General features: G+C 65.1%; 16 protein-coding genes. 11 read left to right on the forward strand and 5 right to left on the reverse strand.

The annotated features are described in order from the left end of the window. The first annotated feature begins 295 nt into the window (after window positions 1-295). From WG901_RS09165 to WG901_RS09190, 6 genes are all read left to right on the forward strand, one after another. The gene (locus WG901_RS09165) at window positions 296-1,471 is read left to right on the forward strand and encodes a sulfotransferase family protein (RefSeq protein WP_339586763.1); all 1,176 of its coding nucleotides are present in this window, start codon (window positions 296-298) and stop codon (window positions 1,469-1,471) included. Continuing rightward, complete coding sequence (locus WG901_RS09170) at window positions 1,468-2,733, forward strand: hypothetical protein (protein ID WP_339586764.1); 1,266 nt, start codon at window positions 1,468-1,470, stop codon at window positions 2,731-2,733. Before WG901_RS09165 ends, WG901_RS09170 begins: the two co-directional genes overlap by 4 nt. Continuing rightward, entirely contained in the window at window positions 2,730-3,308 is a 579-nt protein-coding gene (locus tag WG901_RS09175; protein ID WP_339586765.1) for a TetR/AcrR family transcriptional regulator, read from the forward strand. The genes WG901_RS09170 and WG901_RS09175 overlap by 4 nt, the downstream gene beginning before the upstream one ends. Continuing rightward, window positions 3,305-4,387 (forward strand): tartrate dehydrogenase, encoded by a 1,083-nt coding sequence (locus WG901_RS09180; protein ID WP_339586766.1) that lies wholly within the window; start codon window positions 3,305-3,307, stop codon window positions 4,385-4,387. Before WG901_RS09175 ends, WG901_RS09180 begins: the two co-directional genes overlap by 4 nt. A 57-nt stretch (window positions 4,388-4,444) precedes the next feature. Continuing rightward, entirely contained in the window at window positions 4,445-5,218 is a 774-nt protein-coding gene (locus WG901_RS09185) for an SDR family NAD(P)-dependent oxidoreductase (RefSeq protein ID WP_339586767.1), read from the forward strand. 179 nt (window positions 5,219-5,397) lie between these two features. Further along, the gene (locus WG901_RS09190) at window positions 5,398-6,129 is read left to right on the forward strand and encodes a hypothetical protein (protein WP_339586768.1); all 732 of its coding nucleotides are present in this window, start codon (window positions 5,398-5,400) and stop codon (window positions 6,127-6,129) included. 36 nt (window positions 6,130-6,165) lie between these two features. On the opposite strand, the gene WG901_RS09195 is transcribed toward WG901_RS09190, so the two are convergent. Both WG901_RS09195 and ung read right to left on the reverse strand, forming a co-directional pair. Continuing rightward, window positions 6,166-6,531, reverse strand: a complete 366-nt coding sequence (locus WG901_RS09195) for a hypothetical protein (RefSeq protein ID WP_339586769.1) — start codon at window positions 6,529-6,531, stop codon at window positions 6,166-6,168. Window positions 6,532-6,585: 54 nt separating this feature from the next. Then, the gene (ung, locus tag WG901_RS09200; protein WP_339586770.1) at window positions 6,586-7,269 is read right to left on the reverse strand and encodes a uracil-DNA glycosylase; all 684 of its coding nucleotides are present in this window, start codon (window positions 7,267-7,269) and stop codon (window positions 6,586-6,588) included. Between the two features lie 57 nt (window positions 7,270-7,326). Here ung and WG901_RS09205 point away from each other — a divergent pair, with 57 nt between their 5' ends. The 4 genes from WG901_RS09205 to WG901_RS09220 are packed head-to-tail and all read left to right on the forward strand — an operon-like array spanning window position 7,327 to window position 10,095. Further along, the gene (locus WG901_RS09205) at window positions 7,327-7,944 is read left to right on the forward strand and encodes a ribonuclease D (RefSeq protein ID WP_339586771.1); all 618 of its coding nucleotides are present in this window, start codon (window positions 7,327-7,329) and stop codon (window positions 7,942-7,944) included. After that, window positions 7,941-8,588, forward strand: a complete 648-nt coding sequence (locus WG901_RS09210; RefSeq protein WP_339586772.1) for an LPS export ABC transporter periplasmic protein LptC — start codon at window positions 7,941-7,943, stop codon at window positions 8,586-8,588. Before WG901_RS09205 ends, WG901_RS09210 begins: the two co-directional genes overlap by 4 nt. Continuing rightward, entirely contained in the window at window positions 8,588-9,142 is a 555-nt protein-coding gene (locus WG901_RS09215; RefSeq protein WP_339586773.1) for an LptA/OstA family protein, read from the forward strand. Before WG901_RS09210 ends, WG901_RS09215 begins: the two co-directional genes overlap by 1 nt. Before the next feature lie 50 nt (window positions 9,143-9,192). After that, window positions 9,193-10,095 carry a DMT family transporter gene (locus tag WG901_RS09220; protein ID WP_339586774.1) on the forward strand — a complete coding sequence of 301 codons (903 nt, stop codon included), beginning with the start codon at window positions 9,193-9,195 and terminating at the stop codon, window positions 10,093-10,095. On the opposite strand, the gene WG901_RS09225 is transcribed toward WG901_RS09220, so the two are convergent. Next, window positions 10,092-10,520, reverse strand: a complete 429-nt coding sequence (locus WG901_RS09225; RefSeq protein ID WP_339586775.1) for a hypothetical protein — start codon at window positions 10,518-10,520, stop codon at window positions 10,092-10,094. The genes WG901_RS09220 and WG901_RS09225 overlap by 4 nt on opposite strands. 242 nt (window positions 10,521-10,762) lie before the next feature. After that, window positions 10,763-11,860, reverse strand: a complete 1,098-nt coding sequence (locus tag WG901_RS09230; protein WP_339586776.1) for an AraC family transcriptional regulator — start codon at window positions 11,858-11,860, stop codon at window positions 10,763-10,765. 322 nt (window positions 11,861-12,182) lie between these two features. Between WG901_RS09230 and WG901_RS09235 the strand changes: the two genes are divergently transcribed. Continuing rightward, window positions 12,183-14,636 carry a PAS domain-containing protein gene (locus tag WG901_RS09235; RefSeq protein WP_339586777.1) on the forward strand — a complete coding sequence of 818 codons (2,454 nt, stop codon included), beginning with the start codon at window positions 12,183-12,185 and terminating at the stop codon, window positions 14,634-14,636. Between the two features lie 7 nt (window positions 14,637-14,643). On the opposite strand, the gene WG901_RS09240 is transcribed toward WG901_RS09235, so the two are convergent. After that, window positions 14,644-15,240 carry a response regulator transcription factor gene (locus tag WG901_RS09240; protein ID WP_339586778.1) on the reverse strand — a complete coding sequence of 199 codons (597 nt, stop codon included), beginning with the start codon at window positions 15,238-15,240 and terminating at the stop codon, window positions 14,644-14,646. Window positions 15,241-15,247 lie beyond the last annotated feature (7 nt).

Consider the following 15,247-nt stretch of genomic DNA (forward strand, 5'->3'; position numbering starts at 1 on the left):
GATGCCATCCTTCTCGAGAACCGTTCACCGCGATAGCGCTGGTCGGCATATGAACAGGACGGCGAGTTCAAGGGATCACCGCAAGGAGCGGACTTGCAGCCTTTGGCCGTCAACGGCTTACGCCTGAGATGCACTGCCCACTCCACCCGACAACAAGCCAATCTCGGCGGAATGCTTTCCTGCCGACCCTCTGTCGCGTCCGCCACCACCATTGACAGATACGACCCGCGCACCATAAGTGGACCGTAGTCCACTAAAATGAGTCGACCGGAAATAAGGTCCTCTGGAGAGCGAGATGCCACGATCAACGAAAGAAGATCTTTCATTTGATGATGTCCTCCTGCTCGCGGAACGGGAGAGCGGCGGGTTCGGGCTGGCGGATGAGGGTCTGACCCGGCGCGTGCGCTGGCTCGTCGAATGGGTCAACGAGCGCGGTCCCTACAGCTCGGATGAATTGCGCGGAATGACGCAGCAAATCGTTCGCCTGTTCGCTACGCGGCTCAAACTGGCACTCGATCGGCAGCGGTATCCGGCCATTGCGCAAGAGAATATCGAGCGTCCCATTTTCATCATCGGCTTCGCCAGGTCCGGCACCACGCTGCTGCACTCGCTGCTCGCCGAGGATCCCGAAGCGCAATCGCCCAAATCGTGGCACATGTATGCGCCTTCACCGCCGCCGGGCACCGGACCGGTCGTCTCGGAACGCATCGCTTACGCGCAGCGCCAGGTCGAAGCCTGGATGGATTTTTGCCCCGCGCAACGCCCCATGCATCCCTACATCGACAAGGGTGCCCATCAGCTGATCGAGGACGAGGAAGTCATCACGCTCGATTTCCGCAACGTCTACCCTTATCACTTCTACCGCATCCCGACCCTCGATGTGATGGCCGTTCCGACCAGCGGTCAGGACGACGCCTTCAAGTTCCATCGGGAGTTCCTCCAACATCTCCAGTGGAACACGGGCTTCAATCGGTGGGTCTGCAAGGGACCGAGTGGCCAGATGCACCTGGATGCGATCCTTGACGCCTATCCGGACGCGCTGCTCGTCTGGCCGCACCGGCCGCTGGGAGAAATCTATGCCTCGAACATCGCCTTACGCGCCGCCATTTTCGATACCATCCGCGGGTATCCGAGCGACTGGTCCAGTCAGGCCAAGGCGCACGTCGAGGCGCTGAAGGCATCGGTCGACCGCCTCATGGCCAACGACCGCATCGACGACCCGCGCATTCTCCATCTCTCGTTCCGGGATATCGCAACCGATCCGATGGCTGCGGTGCGTAAGGTCTACGACCGGCGCGGCCTGTCCGTGAGCACCGAGTTCGAGACGAAGGTGGAGAATTGGCTAGCGGATCCCGAGAACGCCGCCGATCGGTTCGGTCGCTATCCCTACAGCTACGAAGCGTTTGGCCTCGACAAGGCATGGGTCGAGGATCTGTTCAGCGACTACAGCCGACGTTTCGGCCTCGTTTGAAGGACAATGGCATGACGACCAATCCCCTGGCCACCGAAGACCAGCGCGACATCGAGGCTATGGCTCTGCGCCTGCTCCGAAGCCCCACGCTGGAACGTGCGCGTGATGTGGCGACCATGCTGTGGCGAAACGCGGTCGCCTGGCCGGCACGCGACCAGATGGACCGCTTCGACAATATGATCGACGAGTACGTCTTTCACTATGCGATGCGCGCGGCGAACGGCGATGCCGCCCATCCCCGCGTCGCGCGGTTCATGGCGCCGGCCCATCACTGGTTCGGACGCGATGTGCCGGGCTCGCGCTGGGCGGGCGACAGTCCCGATTTCATCTACCGGCTGATCCCGGTCGAGCACGGCGTCCGCTATGAAGTTCAGGGACGCAAGACCTGCTCGCTGGGGCCGACGGTGAACTACGCCTTGATGGGTGACAGCAATGCCGCACCGGTGACGCAGGGTTTGCTCGACAGCCTCGACATGGAAATCGCAAGCGATGGCAGCTTCACGATCACCATCGACGAAAGTCCGGCCGGAGAACGACGCAATCATTTGCAGACCCGTCCAGGTGCCGATCACATTCTCATTCGCGACGCACTTGGCGATTGGATCGATCAGTCTGCCAATGCGCTGGTGGTAAGGCGGATCGACGCTGCCGGCCGTGCGCCGATGGACGAGTCAGCCTTGGCGCAGAGGGCCGCCAAGAACCTGCTCGAAGGGCTCTACTACACCTATTACTGCACGCGGTCGGGCTCGGGTCAGCGCCCCAACGAAGTGCGAGCGCCGCTATCGTCAGGTGCCTTCGGAGGCATGGCGACGCAATGGGGCACCAAAGGCAATCTGGACCTGGCTCCCGACGAGGCTTTTGTCGTCACCACGACCGCGGCAGGCGCAGGGTTCCGCAACGTCATGCTGACCGACAATTTCCACATGTCGCTGAACTACTGGTCTCGCACCAGCAGCCTGAACATGATGCAGATGGCACCTGATGACGACGGGCGTTTCACCTATGTCGTCGCCCATAGGGACCCTGGCGTGCACAACTGGCTCGATACCAACGGCCTGCGAGAGACAATCTTCGGCCATCGGTGGCAAGCGTTCGACCGCGACGCTCCATCGGAAATGCCGACATTGACCGCGCAACTCGTCAAGTTCGATGATCTGGACAAAGTCCTTCCGCGTGGCGTTGCCGAAATAGACCCGATCGACCGGGCAGCGCAGCTTGCGAAGCGCGAGACGGGGTTCAAGATGCGGTTTCTCGATCGGTGACCGAGGCCCGCACGCGAAACCCCGCGCGGAGCAGGGCGGCGATACTCGAGGCCGCACGAACGGCCTTCTCGACCCGTGGATACGCGCAGGTCGGCGTCCGGGAGATCGCGGTCGCCGCCGGCGTCGCGACATCGCTGATAGATCGGCATTTCGGAAACAAGTTGCAGCTCTTCGAAGCGGCCCTCCTCGATGCGCTTGCTCCCAGGCAGGAATGGAGCGGACGCGCGACGTTCGGCGACTACATTCATCGGATCCTCAGCAAACCCGACCTCAACATTCAGGGGCTGCTGATGAGCATTCTGGCTGCCGGCGATAGCGACGCAAGCGCGATTGCCGCGCGCCTCACCGAAGGTCGGGTCATCGCGCCACTTGCCGAATGGCTGGGCCCGCCGGACGGCCATTTGCGCGCCGTGCGCATGAACGCGATCGTCGTCGGCTATCTGATCCAGACCCGCTTTCTGACGCCAGGCAATCAACCCGAAGACGAGCGCCTGCTGGTCGGCATCTCGGCGGAACTGCAAAGGCTATGCACCCCGGACAGTTCGCCGGGTCTCGAATTGCCAGGTGTCCCATGAACGAGAAACGAAGCCATACCATCGCGGTCATCCCGGGGGACGGAATCGGCAAAGAGGTCATGCCCGAAGCCCTGCGCGCGCTCGACGTCGCGGCCGCCCGGTTCGGCTTCACGGTGGTCCAGCAATGGCATGATTTTGCCAGCTGCGACTACTACGCCGCCCATGGGCGAATGATGCCCGAGGACTGGAAGGCGCGTATCGGTCGTCCGGACGCCATTCTGTTCGGCGCGGTCGGATGGCCCGAGACCGTGCCGGATCACGTTTCTCTATGGGGATCGCTGCTCCAGTTCCGGCGCGAATACGATCAATACGTCAACCTGCGCCCCGTGCGGCTGATGCCCGGAGTTCCATCGCCCCTCGCTGGCCGAAAGCCGGGTGACATCGATTTCTGGATCGTCCGTGAGAACACCGAGGGCGAGTACAGTTCGGTCGGCGGCCACATGTTCCCCGGTACCGAACGCGAAATTGTCATCCAGGAAACCGTGATGACCCGGTTCGGCGTGGACAGGGTGCTGCGTTATGCATTCGAGCTAGCGGGTAGAAGGCCGCGGCAGCATCTGACCTCGGCTACCAAGTCCAATGGTATCGCGATCACCATGCCCTTCTGGGATCAGCGCGTGGACGAGATCGGGAAAGACTATCCGACGGTCAGCCACGACAAGTACCACATCGACATTCTGACCGCGCAGTTCGTCCTCAACCCGCAGCGTTTCGATGTGGTTGTCGCCTCCAATCTCTTCGGCGACATCCTTTCGGACCTCGGGCCGGCGTGCACCGGGACGATCGGGATCGCGCCCTCCGGCAACATCAATCCGGATCGCTCGCATCCTTCGCTGTTCGAGCCGGTGCATGGATCGGCCCCCGACATTGCCGGAAAAGGCGTTGCCAATCCCGTCGGGCAAATCTGGTCGGCAGCGATGATGTTGGATCATCTCGGTGAGCACGAAGCCGCAGCTTCGATCGTTCGTGCCATCGAGACGGTGCTGGCCATGCCGCAGGGGCGCACGGCCGATTTGGGCGGCACCGCGGACACGCTGGCCTGCGGCAAGGCGATCGCAGCCGCCATTGCCGACCAATAGGGGATTGGACGAAGCCATCCCGCGTGGGTTCTGAAACCCTCAAAAGAGGAGGATACAGTGGATATTTCGAACGGATCCGTGCTCATCACCGGCGGCGCCGGCGGCTTTGGAGGAGCGACCGCCAGGCGGCTCGCCAAGCTTGGCGCGAAGGTGGTTCTTGCGGATGTCGCCGATGATCGCGGCAATGCCCTTGCGTCCGAAATCGGGAATGGCGCAACCTACGTCCGCACCGACATCATGGACGAAGCATCCATCGCGCAGGCTGTCGAAACCGCAGTTGCACTTGCACCCTTGCGGGCCGCGATCGTTGCGCATGGCGGCCCACCGCCTCCTGGCAAAGGCGGACGAACCATAGATCGCGAGGGCAACAGGGTCGGCATGGCCCATTTCAATCACTTTCTAAGCGTCTTCCTCTCGAGCGCCTATTGCGTGAGTTCGATCGCGGCAGAGGCGATGGCCAAAAACGAGCCGCTCGCCTCAAACCAGCGCGGCGTGATCATCAATACCGCGTCGATTGCGGGCTTCGAGGGACAGCCCGGTCAAGTTCCCTATGGAGCCGCCAAGGGTGGCATCATTGCCATGGCGCTCAATCTCGCTCGGGACCTTGCGCCCATGGGCATTCGCTCGATGGCGATCGCTCCCGGCACATTCCTCACCTTTGCTTACGATCGCATGGGGACGGAGAAAGCCCAGGAAACCTTCGGGCCGCTAGTTCTCAACCCGAAACGGATGGGAGATCCCGACGAATACGCGATGCTCGCACAGCAGGTGGTCGAGAACGACTTTCTGAACGGCACGACTATTCGGGTGGACGGCGGACAGCGGTTCTAGTCTCGCCCGTGGGGGTCCCTCGGCAGAGGGACAGGTGTACCAGGTCGAAGAACTGCACACTCTGCTGGCTTGGGCCTGTGGACGAAGGCGGCGGACGACCGATATAGGTGGCTCGCAACGCGAAATCGGAGGTCCCCCTCGCCATGCTCATCAGTCGCCTAGCCATCGTGGGGGCAGCGATGTCCCTGGCGGCACCCGCGCTCGCGCAATCGGTGCCCGAGCTCTCGGATCTGGTCGGTGCACGCGCGGCGGGCGGCGAAACGCAGCTCGAAGCGCGCGGTTACATCTTCGTCACGACCAACACGGTGCGCGATACGAAGTGGTCGTTCTGGTGGAAGGAGCGCGCCCGGCAGTGTGTGCAGGTCGCCACGTCGAACGGGCGCTACGAGGCCATCCAGAGCGTTCCGGACGCGAACTGCCGACAGACCGCGACCACCTTGCCGTCCTATCCGGACAATCGACCGCCCGCGGCCGACCCGGGCTATGGCGACCGCTATGGCCCGTCGATCACGCTCGTCTGCTTTGGCGGGGGCAGCGCGCCGGCCGCGCAGTATCAATCGGGCTACGCCTACAACTCGCGCTCGCACCGTTTCGTACCGCAGTTCGGCACGACCCTGGGCCGCGAAGGCTTCGCCTCCGATCTGCAGATCGAAATCTGGCACGGCCGTGGCCGCATCCGTCCGGAGGGCAAGCTGATCTCCCCGATCCATTCGGGCGGAGACAATGGCTGGTGGACGATCGAAAATCTGGTCGTGACGCCCGATCGGATCACCGGACAGTATCGCATGAACGGCCTCAACAAGCCGCGCATCGACATCGACAGACGCTCGGGCCGCATCGCCATCCGCGCCGCGACCAATTTCACCGGACGCTGCGACGCGGGCAATTGGCGCGGCGGCGGCGGCTTCTGACCGCAAGCATTCGGCTGGTTGCGAAAGCTGTACCCGTCAGCGCGCGGGCGAGATCGTCGCCGGCCCCTCGGCTCTGGCGGGCGCCTCGAACACCGTGCCGTTGGCGGCCAGCAGGACCGAGCAGGCGTTGACCTTGAGATCGACCGCGCGAAGCTTCATCGCTGGCTGCCGGCCCGGCTGGAAGGTTGCGGGCGCGGCAGGTGTTGCCGCGTGCTGGATCGGAAAGGCGCAAGCGCGCGGTTGGGCCGGCTTGTCCTGGGCCGAGGCGGTGCCGTCGAGCCCGAGCAGGGCCAAGGCCGCCAATGCAAGTGTCGTCATGGTTCTCATCGCGATCTCCTGCGCCTGTCCCTGCCAGACGTTGAGCCTATCATCGGTGGCGCCGAGCGCCAGACGAAACGCCACCGGAGCGGACGAGATCGCTGTCCTGTACGCCGCGAAGCTGCAAGCTTCCGCGCGCTAGAGGCTCCAGTCGATCGCCCCGCGGCCATGTTGCTCCAGGAAGGCGTTGGCCTGGCTGAAATGGCGGCTGCCGAACCAGCCCGAATGCGCCGAGAGCGGGCTCGGATGCGGCGCGGTCAGGACCAGGTGCGGCCCCTGCTGGAGCCCCGGCACGCGCGCCGCCTTGTTGCGCGCGTGACTGCCCCAGAGCAGGAACACGGTCGGCTCTTCGCGCGCGGCGACCGCGGCGACCGCAGCATCGGTGATCGCTTCCCAGCCCATGTTCTGGTGCGAACCGGCGCGGCCTTCCTCGACCGTCAGCGCATTGTTGAGCAGGAGCACGCCCTGCCGCGCCCATTTCTCGAGATTGCCGTGCGCAGGCCGCTCCAGCCCGAGGTCGCTGGCGATCTCCTTGTAGATGTTGACCAGGCTCGGCGGCACCCGCACGCCGTCCTGCACCGAGAAGCACAGCCCGTGGGCCTGGCCGGCACCGTGGTAGGGGTCCTGACCCAGGATCACGACCCTGACCTGGTCGAGCGGGGTCAGCTCGAGCGCGCGCAGCCGCTGCCCGCGCGGCGGGTAGATGCGCTTGCCCGCGGCCTCCTCGGCCGAGAGGAAACCGCCGAGCTTGCGCGAGGCCGGCAGGGCCAGCACCGGCTCGATCGCCGCGCGCCACGTCTCGGGAACCGCCTCGCCTGCCATCGCTTTGTCCTTAGACCCCTTTGATTCCGGAGCAGATAGGCCTAAGCCGCTTGCCCTATGGCTGTCCATTTCCACGAAGAAGATCTCCCCGAAGGCGTGCTTGCGCCGGGGCCCGTCGCCGTCGACACCGAGACCATGGGGCTGATCACGCCGCGTGATCGCCTCTGCGTCGTCCAGATATCCGATGGCCACGGCGACGAGCACCTCGTCCGCTTCAACCCCGGCAGCGCCTTCGCCGCGCCCAACCTCAAGGCCGTGCTCGCCGATCCGGCGCGGCTCAAGCTCTATCACTTCGCCCGCTTCGACCTCGCCGCCATCGAACATTATCTCGGCGTCACCGCCGCCCCCGTCTTCTGCACCAAGATCGCCAGCAAGCTGACCCGCACCTATACCGACCGCCACGGCCTCAAGGACCTCGTCCGCGAGCTGCTCGGCAAGGAAATCTCCAAGCAGCAGCAGTCGAGCGACTGGGGTGGCGCCGAACTCTCCGACGCGCAGCGCGAATATGCCGCCTCGGACGTGCGCTACCTGCACGCGATGCACGCGATCTTCGTCGAGAAGCTGGCGCGCGAACACCGCACCGAAATGGCCCAGGCCTGCTTCGACTTCCTGCCCGCACGCGCCCGGCTCGACCTGGCCGGCTGGCCAGAGCACGACATCTTCAGCCACGAATGACGGCGCAAGCGGACCTCATCCGCGACAAGCGGCACCACTTCGCGCTGCCTGGCGGGTCGCACGATCGGCTGGTCAAGTTCCTCGCGCGCGCGCTGCCTGCCGGCATCGGCCTGGTCGCCGCGGTGATGATCCTGGTGCCGCTGAGCCCGCGCGGCGAGATCAGCTTCCTGCTCGACCGCAACAAGGTCGCGGTCACGCCCGAGCGCATCCACGTCGACAAGGCGATGTACCGCGGCGAGGACAACCAGGGTCGGCCGTTCCAGCTCACCGCGGGCAGCGCGGTTCAGCCCTCCGCCACGTCGCGCGAGCTCGAGATGACCGACCTGGTCGCACGGCTGCAGCTGACCGACGGTCCGGCCGAACTGGTCGCGCCGGGCGGGGTCTACAACTTCGACACGAGCCAGGTCGCCGTGCCCGGACCGGTCAACTTCTCCGCCGCCGACGGCTATCGCATGATTACCCAGAACGTCGCTATCGATCTCAAGACGCGGCGCATCGCCGGCGCGGGCGGGGTTTCGGGGCTGGTTCCGGCTGGCACTTTCGCGGCGGACAAGATAGTCGGCGATCTCGGCGCGCGCACGGTGACGCTCGAAGGCAATGCCCGGTTGAACATGGTTCCCGGCAAGATGAGGATGCCCAAGTGATGTCGCGTTTCGGCTCGTCTCTCCGCATCGCGCTCGGCACCTTCCTCGTCAGTGGCGCGGCGCTGGTCGGGCTGCAGCAGATCGGCGCCCAGGGTATCACCGGGCACAACAGCAATGCGCCGGTCAACTATGCGGCCGATCGCATCGAGCTGCAGGACAAGGCCAAGCGCGTCGTGCTCTCGGGCAATGTCGACATCACCCAGGGTGACCTGCGCGTGCGCGCCTCGCGCTCCACGGTCGCCTATACCGACACCGATTCGCTCAAGATCCAGCGGCTTGACGCCACCGGCGGCGTCACGGTGACGCGGGGCAGCGAGAGCGCCCGCGGTGACGTCGCGGTCTACGACTTCAACCGCCGGATCATCACCATGGCGGGCAATGTCGCGCTGCGTCGGGGTTCCGATACGCTCAACGGCGGCCGGCTGGTGATGGACCTCAACAGCGGCGTGTCGAGCGTCGACGGCCGCGCCGGCGGCTCGTCCTCGGCGGTCGGCGGCACGACCAGCCGCGGCGGTCGCGTCTCGGGCTCGTTCTCGGTACCCAAGAGCAATTGATTCGCCCGCGGGGTTTCAACCGGCCGCAATGATGCTCTAAGCGACGCGCCATGACGCGCGCGCCCAGCCTGATGCCGTTCCTATCGGTCACCGCGGGCATCGCGACCTTCAGCACGATGGATGCGCTGATGAAGAGCGCTTCGATCGAGGCCGGCGTCTACAACGCGCTGCTGTTCCGCGCGGGGATCGGCACCTCGCTGATGATCCCGGTCTGGCTGCTCGCCAAGGGCCGCTGGCCGGCCGTCGCGGTGCTCAGGGTCCACGCGCTGCGCTCGGCGGTGGTCGCGGCGATGGCGCTGCTGTTCTTCTGGGGCCTCGTACGGCTGCCGATGGCCGAGGGCATGGCGCTGTCGTTCATCTCGCCGCTGGTCGCGCTCTATCTCGCCGCGGTCCTGCTCGGCGAGACGATCCGCTCGCGCGCGATCCTCGCCTCGCTGCTCGGTCTTGCCGGGGTGGCGGTCATCGCGGCCGCGCGCTTCGGCGAGGGCGGCGGATTCGGCGAGGCTGGACCCGGCATTCTGGCCGTGCTGCTTTCGGCCGTGTTCTATGCCTGGAACCTGATCCTCCAGCGCCAGCAGGCGCAGATCGCCCGGCCGGTCGATGTGGCCCTGTTCCAGAACGTGTTCATCGGCCTGATCCTCGTATTCGCCGCGCCGTGGTTCGCGATCGTGCCGAGTGCGCTCGCGCTGCGCGACGTGACCGGCGCGGCGGTGCTCGCGGCGATCGCGCTGATGCTGCTGAGCTGGGGCTATGCGCGCGCCGAGGCCCAGGCGCTGGTCCCGCTGGAATATACGGCGTTCATCTGGGCGGCGCTGATGGGCTGGCTGTGGTTCGACGAGGCGGTCACGCCCGCTACCGTCGCGGGCACCGTGCTGATCGTGATCGGCTGCTGGATCGCGACGCGCGAGAAAGCGCCGGCCGTGCCGGCCGCGAGCCTGCCGCCCGCACCCTAACGCCGGATCAGGCGGCGCAATTGGCGCGAATGCAGCTTCTCGATGTTGCGATAGCCGGCGAACAGCTCCTTGCGCCCGGCCGCGGCCTGCGCGTGTTGCGCCATCATTTCAGCGGCCGCGACCTGGAGCGAACCCTCGACCATCGCCCGGACGGCGCGATCCCAGTCGGTCCACACGGCCTCTTCGTCCTCGGGTATCTCGGTCAGGCGAAGGGCCTCGGCCACCTGCGCAGCAGCCAGGTCTTCTCCCGCGGCCGCGCGATGGGCTTCGAAGAAGCCGACGAGCGCCAGCGTCTGCTCGAGCACGAGTTCGGGCCGACCGGCCCCTCGCGCGATGCGCATCAGGTTGGCCGTCAGTTCCCTCAGACCGTCACGAATTGCAGCCGCCGACATCTGGCTTGCCGAACAACCGGCACGGTCTGGCATAAAATCTTTTTCCTGGCGAAACCCGATCGCGCAGCTTTCAAAGCAAGAGTTCGAATTGCGCGAACCCACTTCTAACGCTGTTGTGCGGGTGATCAATAGCAGCTTGACGACTGTACAGTTTCAACTTGGGACGCCACCCAAGTCAGTCAGTCAATGCAATACCAGGATTTCCGAATAGGCGCGTTTTTCACGCCAGACAAGTCAGGCCTGCCGGTAGCGACGCAAGGCGGCCACGGCGAGATTCAGGCGCAGATCGGGTCGATGGCTTCGAACTTGGCGGGCTGTACGCGATAGTCGCCCTCGAACAGCGGCAGGCCACGCTCGCCCGCGCGCCAGACGGCGGGCGACTTGCCGAACTCGATGGTGAACCAGCGCGAGAACGAGCTCAGTGTCGAATAGCCGAGCAGCAGACCGACGTCGGTCACCGAGTGGTTCGAGGTACCGAGATAGCGAATCGCGAGCTCGCGACGGATCTCGTTGAGCAGTCCGGCGAAGGTCGCGCCCTCCTTTTCCAGGAGGCGCTGGAGCATGCGCGGATGCAGGCTCAGTTTGTCGGCGACGCTATCCATGGTCACGATGCCGCGGCTGATCGTGGCGAAGATGGCGCGGCGCACCTGTTCTGCGACGGTCGCGACCGGGCGCGGGCCGGCGTAGAGCTCGAGGCACTGCTCGGCATGACGCGCCATGACTTCGTTGGCCGCGCGGTTACCGATCTCCAGCGTCTCCGCAGCGCAGGTGATGCCATCGAAGTCGCTGTCGAACTGCACCGGGCACTGGTAGAAGCGCTTGTGGACGCGCAGGTCGGCGGGCGCCGAATGGCGGAAGTGGATGCATTCGGGCTGCCAGCGTCCGTTCGACAGATCGCGCAGCGTCTGGAACAGGAGGCCGATCGCGAACTCGACCGTCTGACGCGAACCGTAGCCCGGCAGGATATCACCGCGGATCGTGGCCATGTCGCCATCGACGTCGAGCGCGTAATCCATGAGATCGCCCAGCAGGCGCTGGTGCTTGACCAGCGATTCGACGGCGCCGCGCAACGTGCCGCGATGCTGCAGGAGCAGGCTGATCGGACCCAGCGAGGCGAAGTTGCGCGGCTCGACCATCAACAGGGCAAGCGCATCGCAACGGGTTTCGCGCACCGTGTCTTCGGCCAGGCGGACCACGGCGCTGGCTGCCAGTCGCGAATCGGGATCGCCGAGATCTTCGGGACGGATGCGCGCCTTGCGCAGCAGTGCATAGGGATCGACACCCAGTTGGCTCACCACCTCGACATAGTTCGCCAGACAAACGGCGCGAACCTGTGGCACGAACTCAGACTTGACCGACTGGACCTTCGACATGCGTGAAACCCCCTGACGGGGTTCCAAATACGCATCTGCGCAAGATAAGCGATATCGGAGAACTACCGCATCTGCGGCACGTTTCGCCGAAAAAATCCGACGCGACCTTCTCACGAACCGCCAGTTTTTCTTGGCATTTCCGGTATCAGCTTGATCGCAAATGGTTTTCTGTGGAAAACTGAGATCAGGTCGATTCCGACGACAATCGATCTGGCCGAGCACCGAAGGCACGGAACCAGGTGAGCGGGGCTACGGTAGAATCCCCATATTGCTGAATTCTTTGGCTTACGGGATGATCAAGGGTCATGGGGGCAGCAGTGTTATGCTGGACGGGGAAGATCGCTGGCGCACCGCGCTAGACGCCGCAGGTATGGGCGTCTGGGATTGGGACGTCGTTGCCGGTCGCATCTACTATTCCCGGATCTGGAAGGAAATGCGCGGCTTCGGCGACGGCGAGGACGGTCCGGCCGTGGGCCAGTGGCGTGATTGGGTTCACCCGGACGATCATGCCGTGGTCGACAAGCTGATTGTCGATCATCTCGCCGGCCTCACCCCCCACTACGAGTTCGAACACCGGATCAAGTGCAAGGATGGCCGCTACAAGTGGGTCATTGCCCGGGGCATGGCCTGCGAGCGCGACGAGGACGGTCGCCCGCTACGGATCGTCGGCACCAACCTCGACATCGACGTCGCCAAGCGCGCGGCGATCCTGGCGCGTCGCCACGGCAAGCTGCTCGAGGCGATCGCCGCCTGCAATCTCGCGATCGCCCGACGCAAGTCGATCGACGAGTTGTCGAGCGACATTTGCCGCATCCTGGTCGAACGCGGTGAGATCGACATGGCCTGGGTCGGGCGCCCCTCGCCCGATGGCCGCCTCATCGAGCCCATCACCAGCTTCAGCCGCGACCCCGAAGCGCACGACATCAAGCACTTCGTCATCATGACCAGCGCCGAACATCCGTTCGGGCGCGGCCCGACGGGCACCGCCTATCGCGGCCCGGGCGCGGTGTGGATCGACGACGTCGTGACCGATGCCAGCACGGCGGTCTGGCACGACCGCGCGGCGAACTCGGGCCTCAAGGGCGCGGCCGCGATCCCGATCTACCAGAAGGGCCGGATCGTCAACGTGCTCACGCTCTACACCGACGAACCCGCGTTCTTCGACGAGACGACCAAGACGCTGCTGCAGGACATGGGTGCTCAGTTCGGCCTCGCGCTCGATGCGCTCGAGGCCGAGCGCGCCGCGACACGCTTTCGCAACAGCCTGCGCCTGTCCGAATGGCGCGCGCGCGCGATCTTCGAGCGAGCGCCCCTAGGCATTGCGCTGGTCGACTCGGTGACGGGGCTGTTCCTCGATGCCAATGCGAAGTTCCAGGAGATCCTCGATCGCGATCTGGCTGCACTGCAACGGCTGAGCTGGCAGGATATCACCCCGCTCGCCGAACTCGAGAAGTGCATCGAGGGGGTGACCCCCTTCCTGAACGGGGAAGTCCCCAGTTACTCGTGCGAAAAGGGCTATCTGCGGCCCGACGGCTCGGTCGTTCCGACCAGCCTGACCGCCACGCGCTTCGACACGCCCGATGGCGAGAACCCGCGCCACCTGGTGATGATCGAGGACATCACCGAACGCATCGACCTGCAGCAGCAGCTCTCGCAGCGCCAGCGGCTCGAAGCCCTCGGCCAGCTCACCGGCGGCATCGCGCATGACTTCAACAATCTGCTGACCGTCATCATCGGCAACAGCGAAGCCCTGGCGCTCGAGCTCGGCGAAGGCGACCTGGGAGAGCTCGCCGGGCTGATCCTCTCCACCGGCGAACGCGCCGCCGACCTCACCGGACGCCTGCTGACGTTTGCACGCAAGCAGTCGCTGATCCCGCGCGCAATCAAGATCGGTGAACTGATCGACGGGCTGCTCCCGCTGCTGCGCCGGGCCGTGCCCGACGGCATCGAGCTCAAGCTGCCCGCGCGGTTCTCGAGCCGATCGGTCTACGCCGATCCGGCACAGCTCGAGATGGCGCTGCTCAACCTCGTGCTCAATGCGCGCGACGCGCTGCCCGACGGCGGCACGATCGAGATCTCTTCGGAAAACATCCTCGTCGGCAACGAGTCCGGGCTCATCGAGCTGCAGCCCGGGCCTTACGTCGTCATCGCGCTCGGCGACAACGGCGTGGGCATGGGCGAAGAGACCCTGGAAAAGGCCTTCGATCCCTTCTTTACCACCAAGGGCCCGGGCCAGGGCAGCGGCCTTGGCCTCAGCATGGTCTACGGCTTCGCGCGCCAGTCGGGCGGTCACGTCGAACTCACCTCGCGTCCCGGCGAAGGAACGACGGTGCGGCTCTACCTGCCGGCCACCACCGACGCCTTGCCGCGCACGCCGTCGGTTCACGCCACGGCGGACGATCGCGGTACCGGCGAAGTCGTGCTGATCGCCGAGGACGATTCGATGGTGCGCAAGTTCGTCTCATCGCAGGTCGATGCGCTCGGCTATCGGACGATCGCCGTGCTCGACGGGCACTCGGCCCTCGCCGTGCTGGGCAGCGACACGCCGGTCGACCTGCTGTTCACCGACATTGCCATGGACGGCGGCATGGATGGCATCGAACTGGCTCATCGCGCGCGCGCCATCCGGCCCGAACTGCCGCTGCTGTTCACCTCGGGACATGCGGAAGAGCATCTGCAGCGGCTGGCAGAACTCGGCGCGCTGCTCCTGCGCAAGCCCTATCGCAAGAAGGAACTGGCCGCGCATTTGCGTCAGGCGCTGGACGGCGTGCGCTGACGGGCGGTTAGATCAGCTTCGCTTCCTTGGCGAGCACCAGCGCCGCGCCGATGTTGGCGACGTTCAGCCGTTTCATGATCCGCGCGCGATGCATGTCGATCGTCCGCGTGCTGAGGCCCAGTTCGAAGGCGACGACCTTGCTCTGCTTGCCGGTGGCGAGGGCCCGCAGCACCTCGAGTTCGCGCTCCGACAGCGAATGCACAGCGCCCAGCTTCTCGCGCTCGGCACGCTGGTGGCGGTTTTCCTCGATGCGCTCGCTCGCTCGCGTGAGCGCATCGCGCAGCTTCTCGCGGCGATAGGGCTTGCTGAGGAAGTCGATCGCGCCCGCCCGCATCGCCGAAACCGCATCCGGCACTTCGCCGAAGCCGGTGAGCAGAACGACGGCATGGTCGGTATCGAGCGCGCTCAACCGGCTCTGCACTTCGAGCCCGTCGAGATCCGGCAACCGCAGATCGAGCAGTACGCAGCCCGATGGCAGATCCGCGGCTTCTGCGAGAAAGGCTTCACCAGTGGAGAATGTTTGTACGTCATGGCCTTCGCGGCGCAGGATCAACGATAGCGACGCCAGAAGCTGGGGTTCATCGTCGACTATGTGAATGTACAAGCATCAC

It is taken from the genome of Novosphingobium anseongense (assembly GCF_037482895.1).
GTDB classification, from domain to species: domain Bacteria; phylum Pseudomonadota; class Alphaproteobacteria; order Sphingomonadales; family Sphingomonadaceae; genus Novosphingobium; species Novosphingobium anseongense.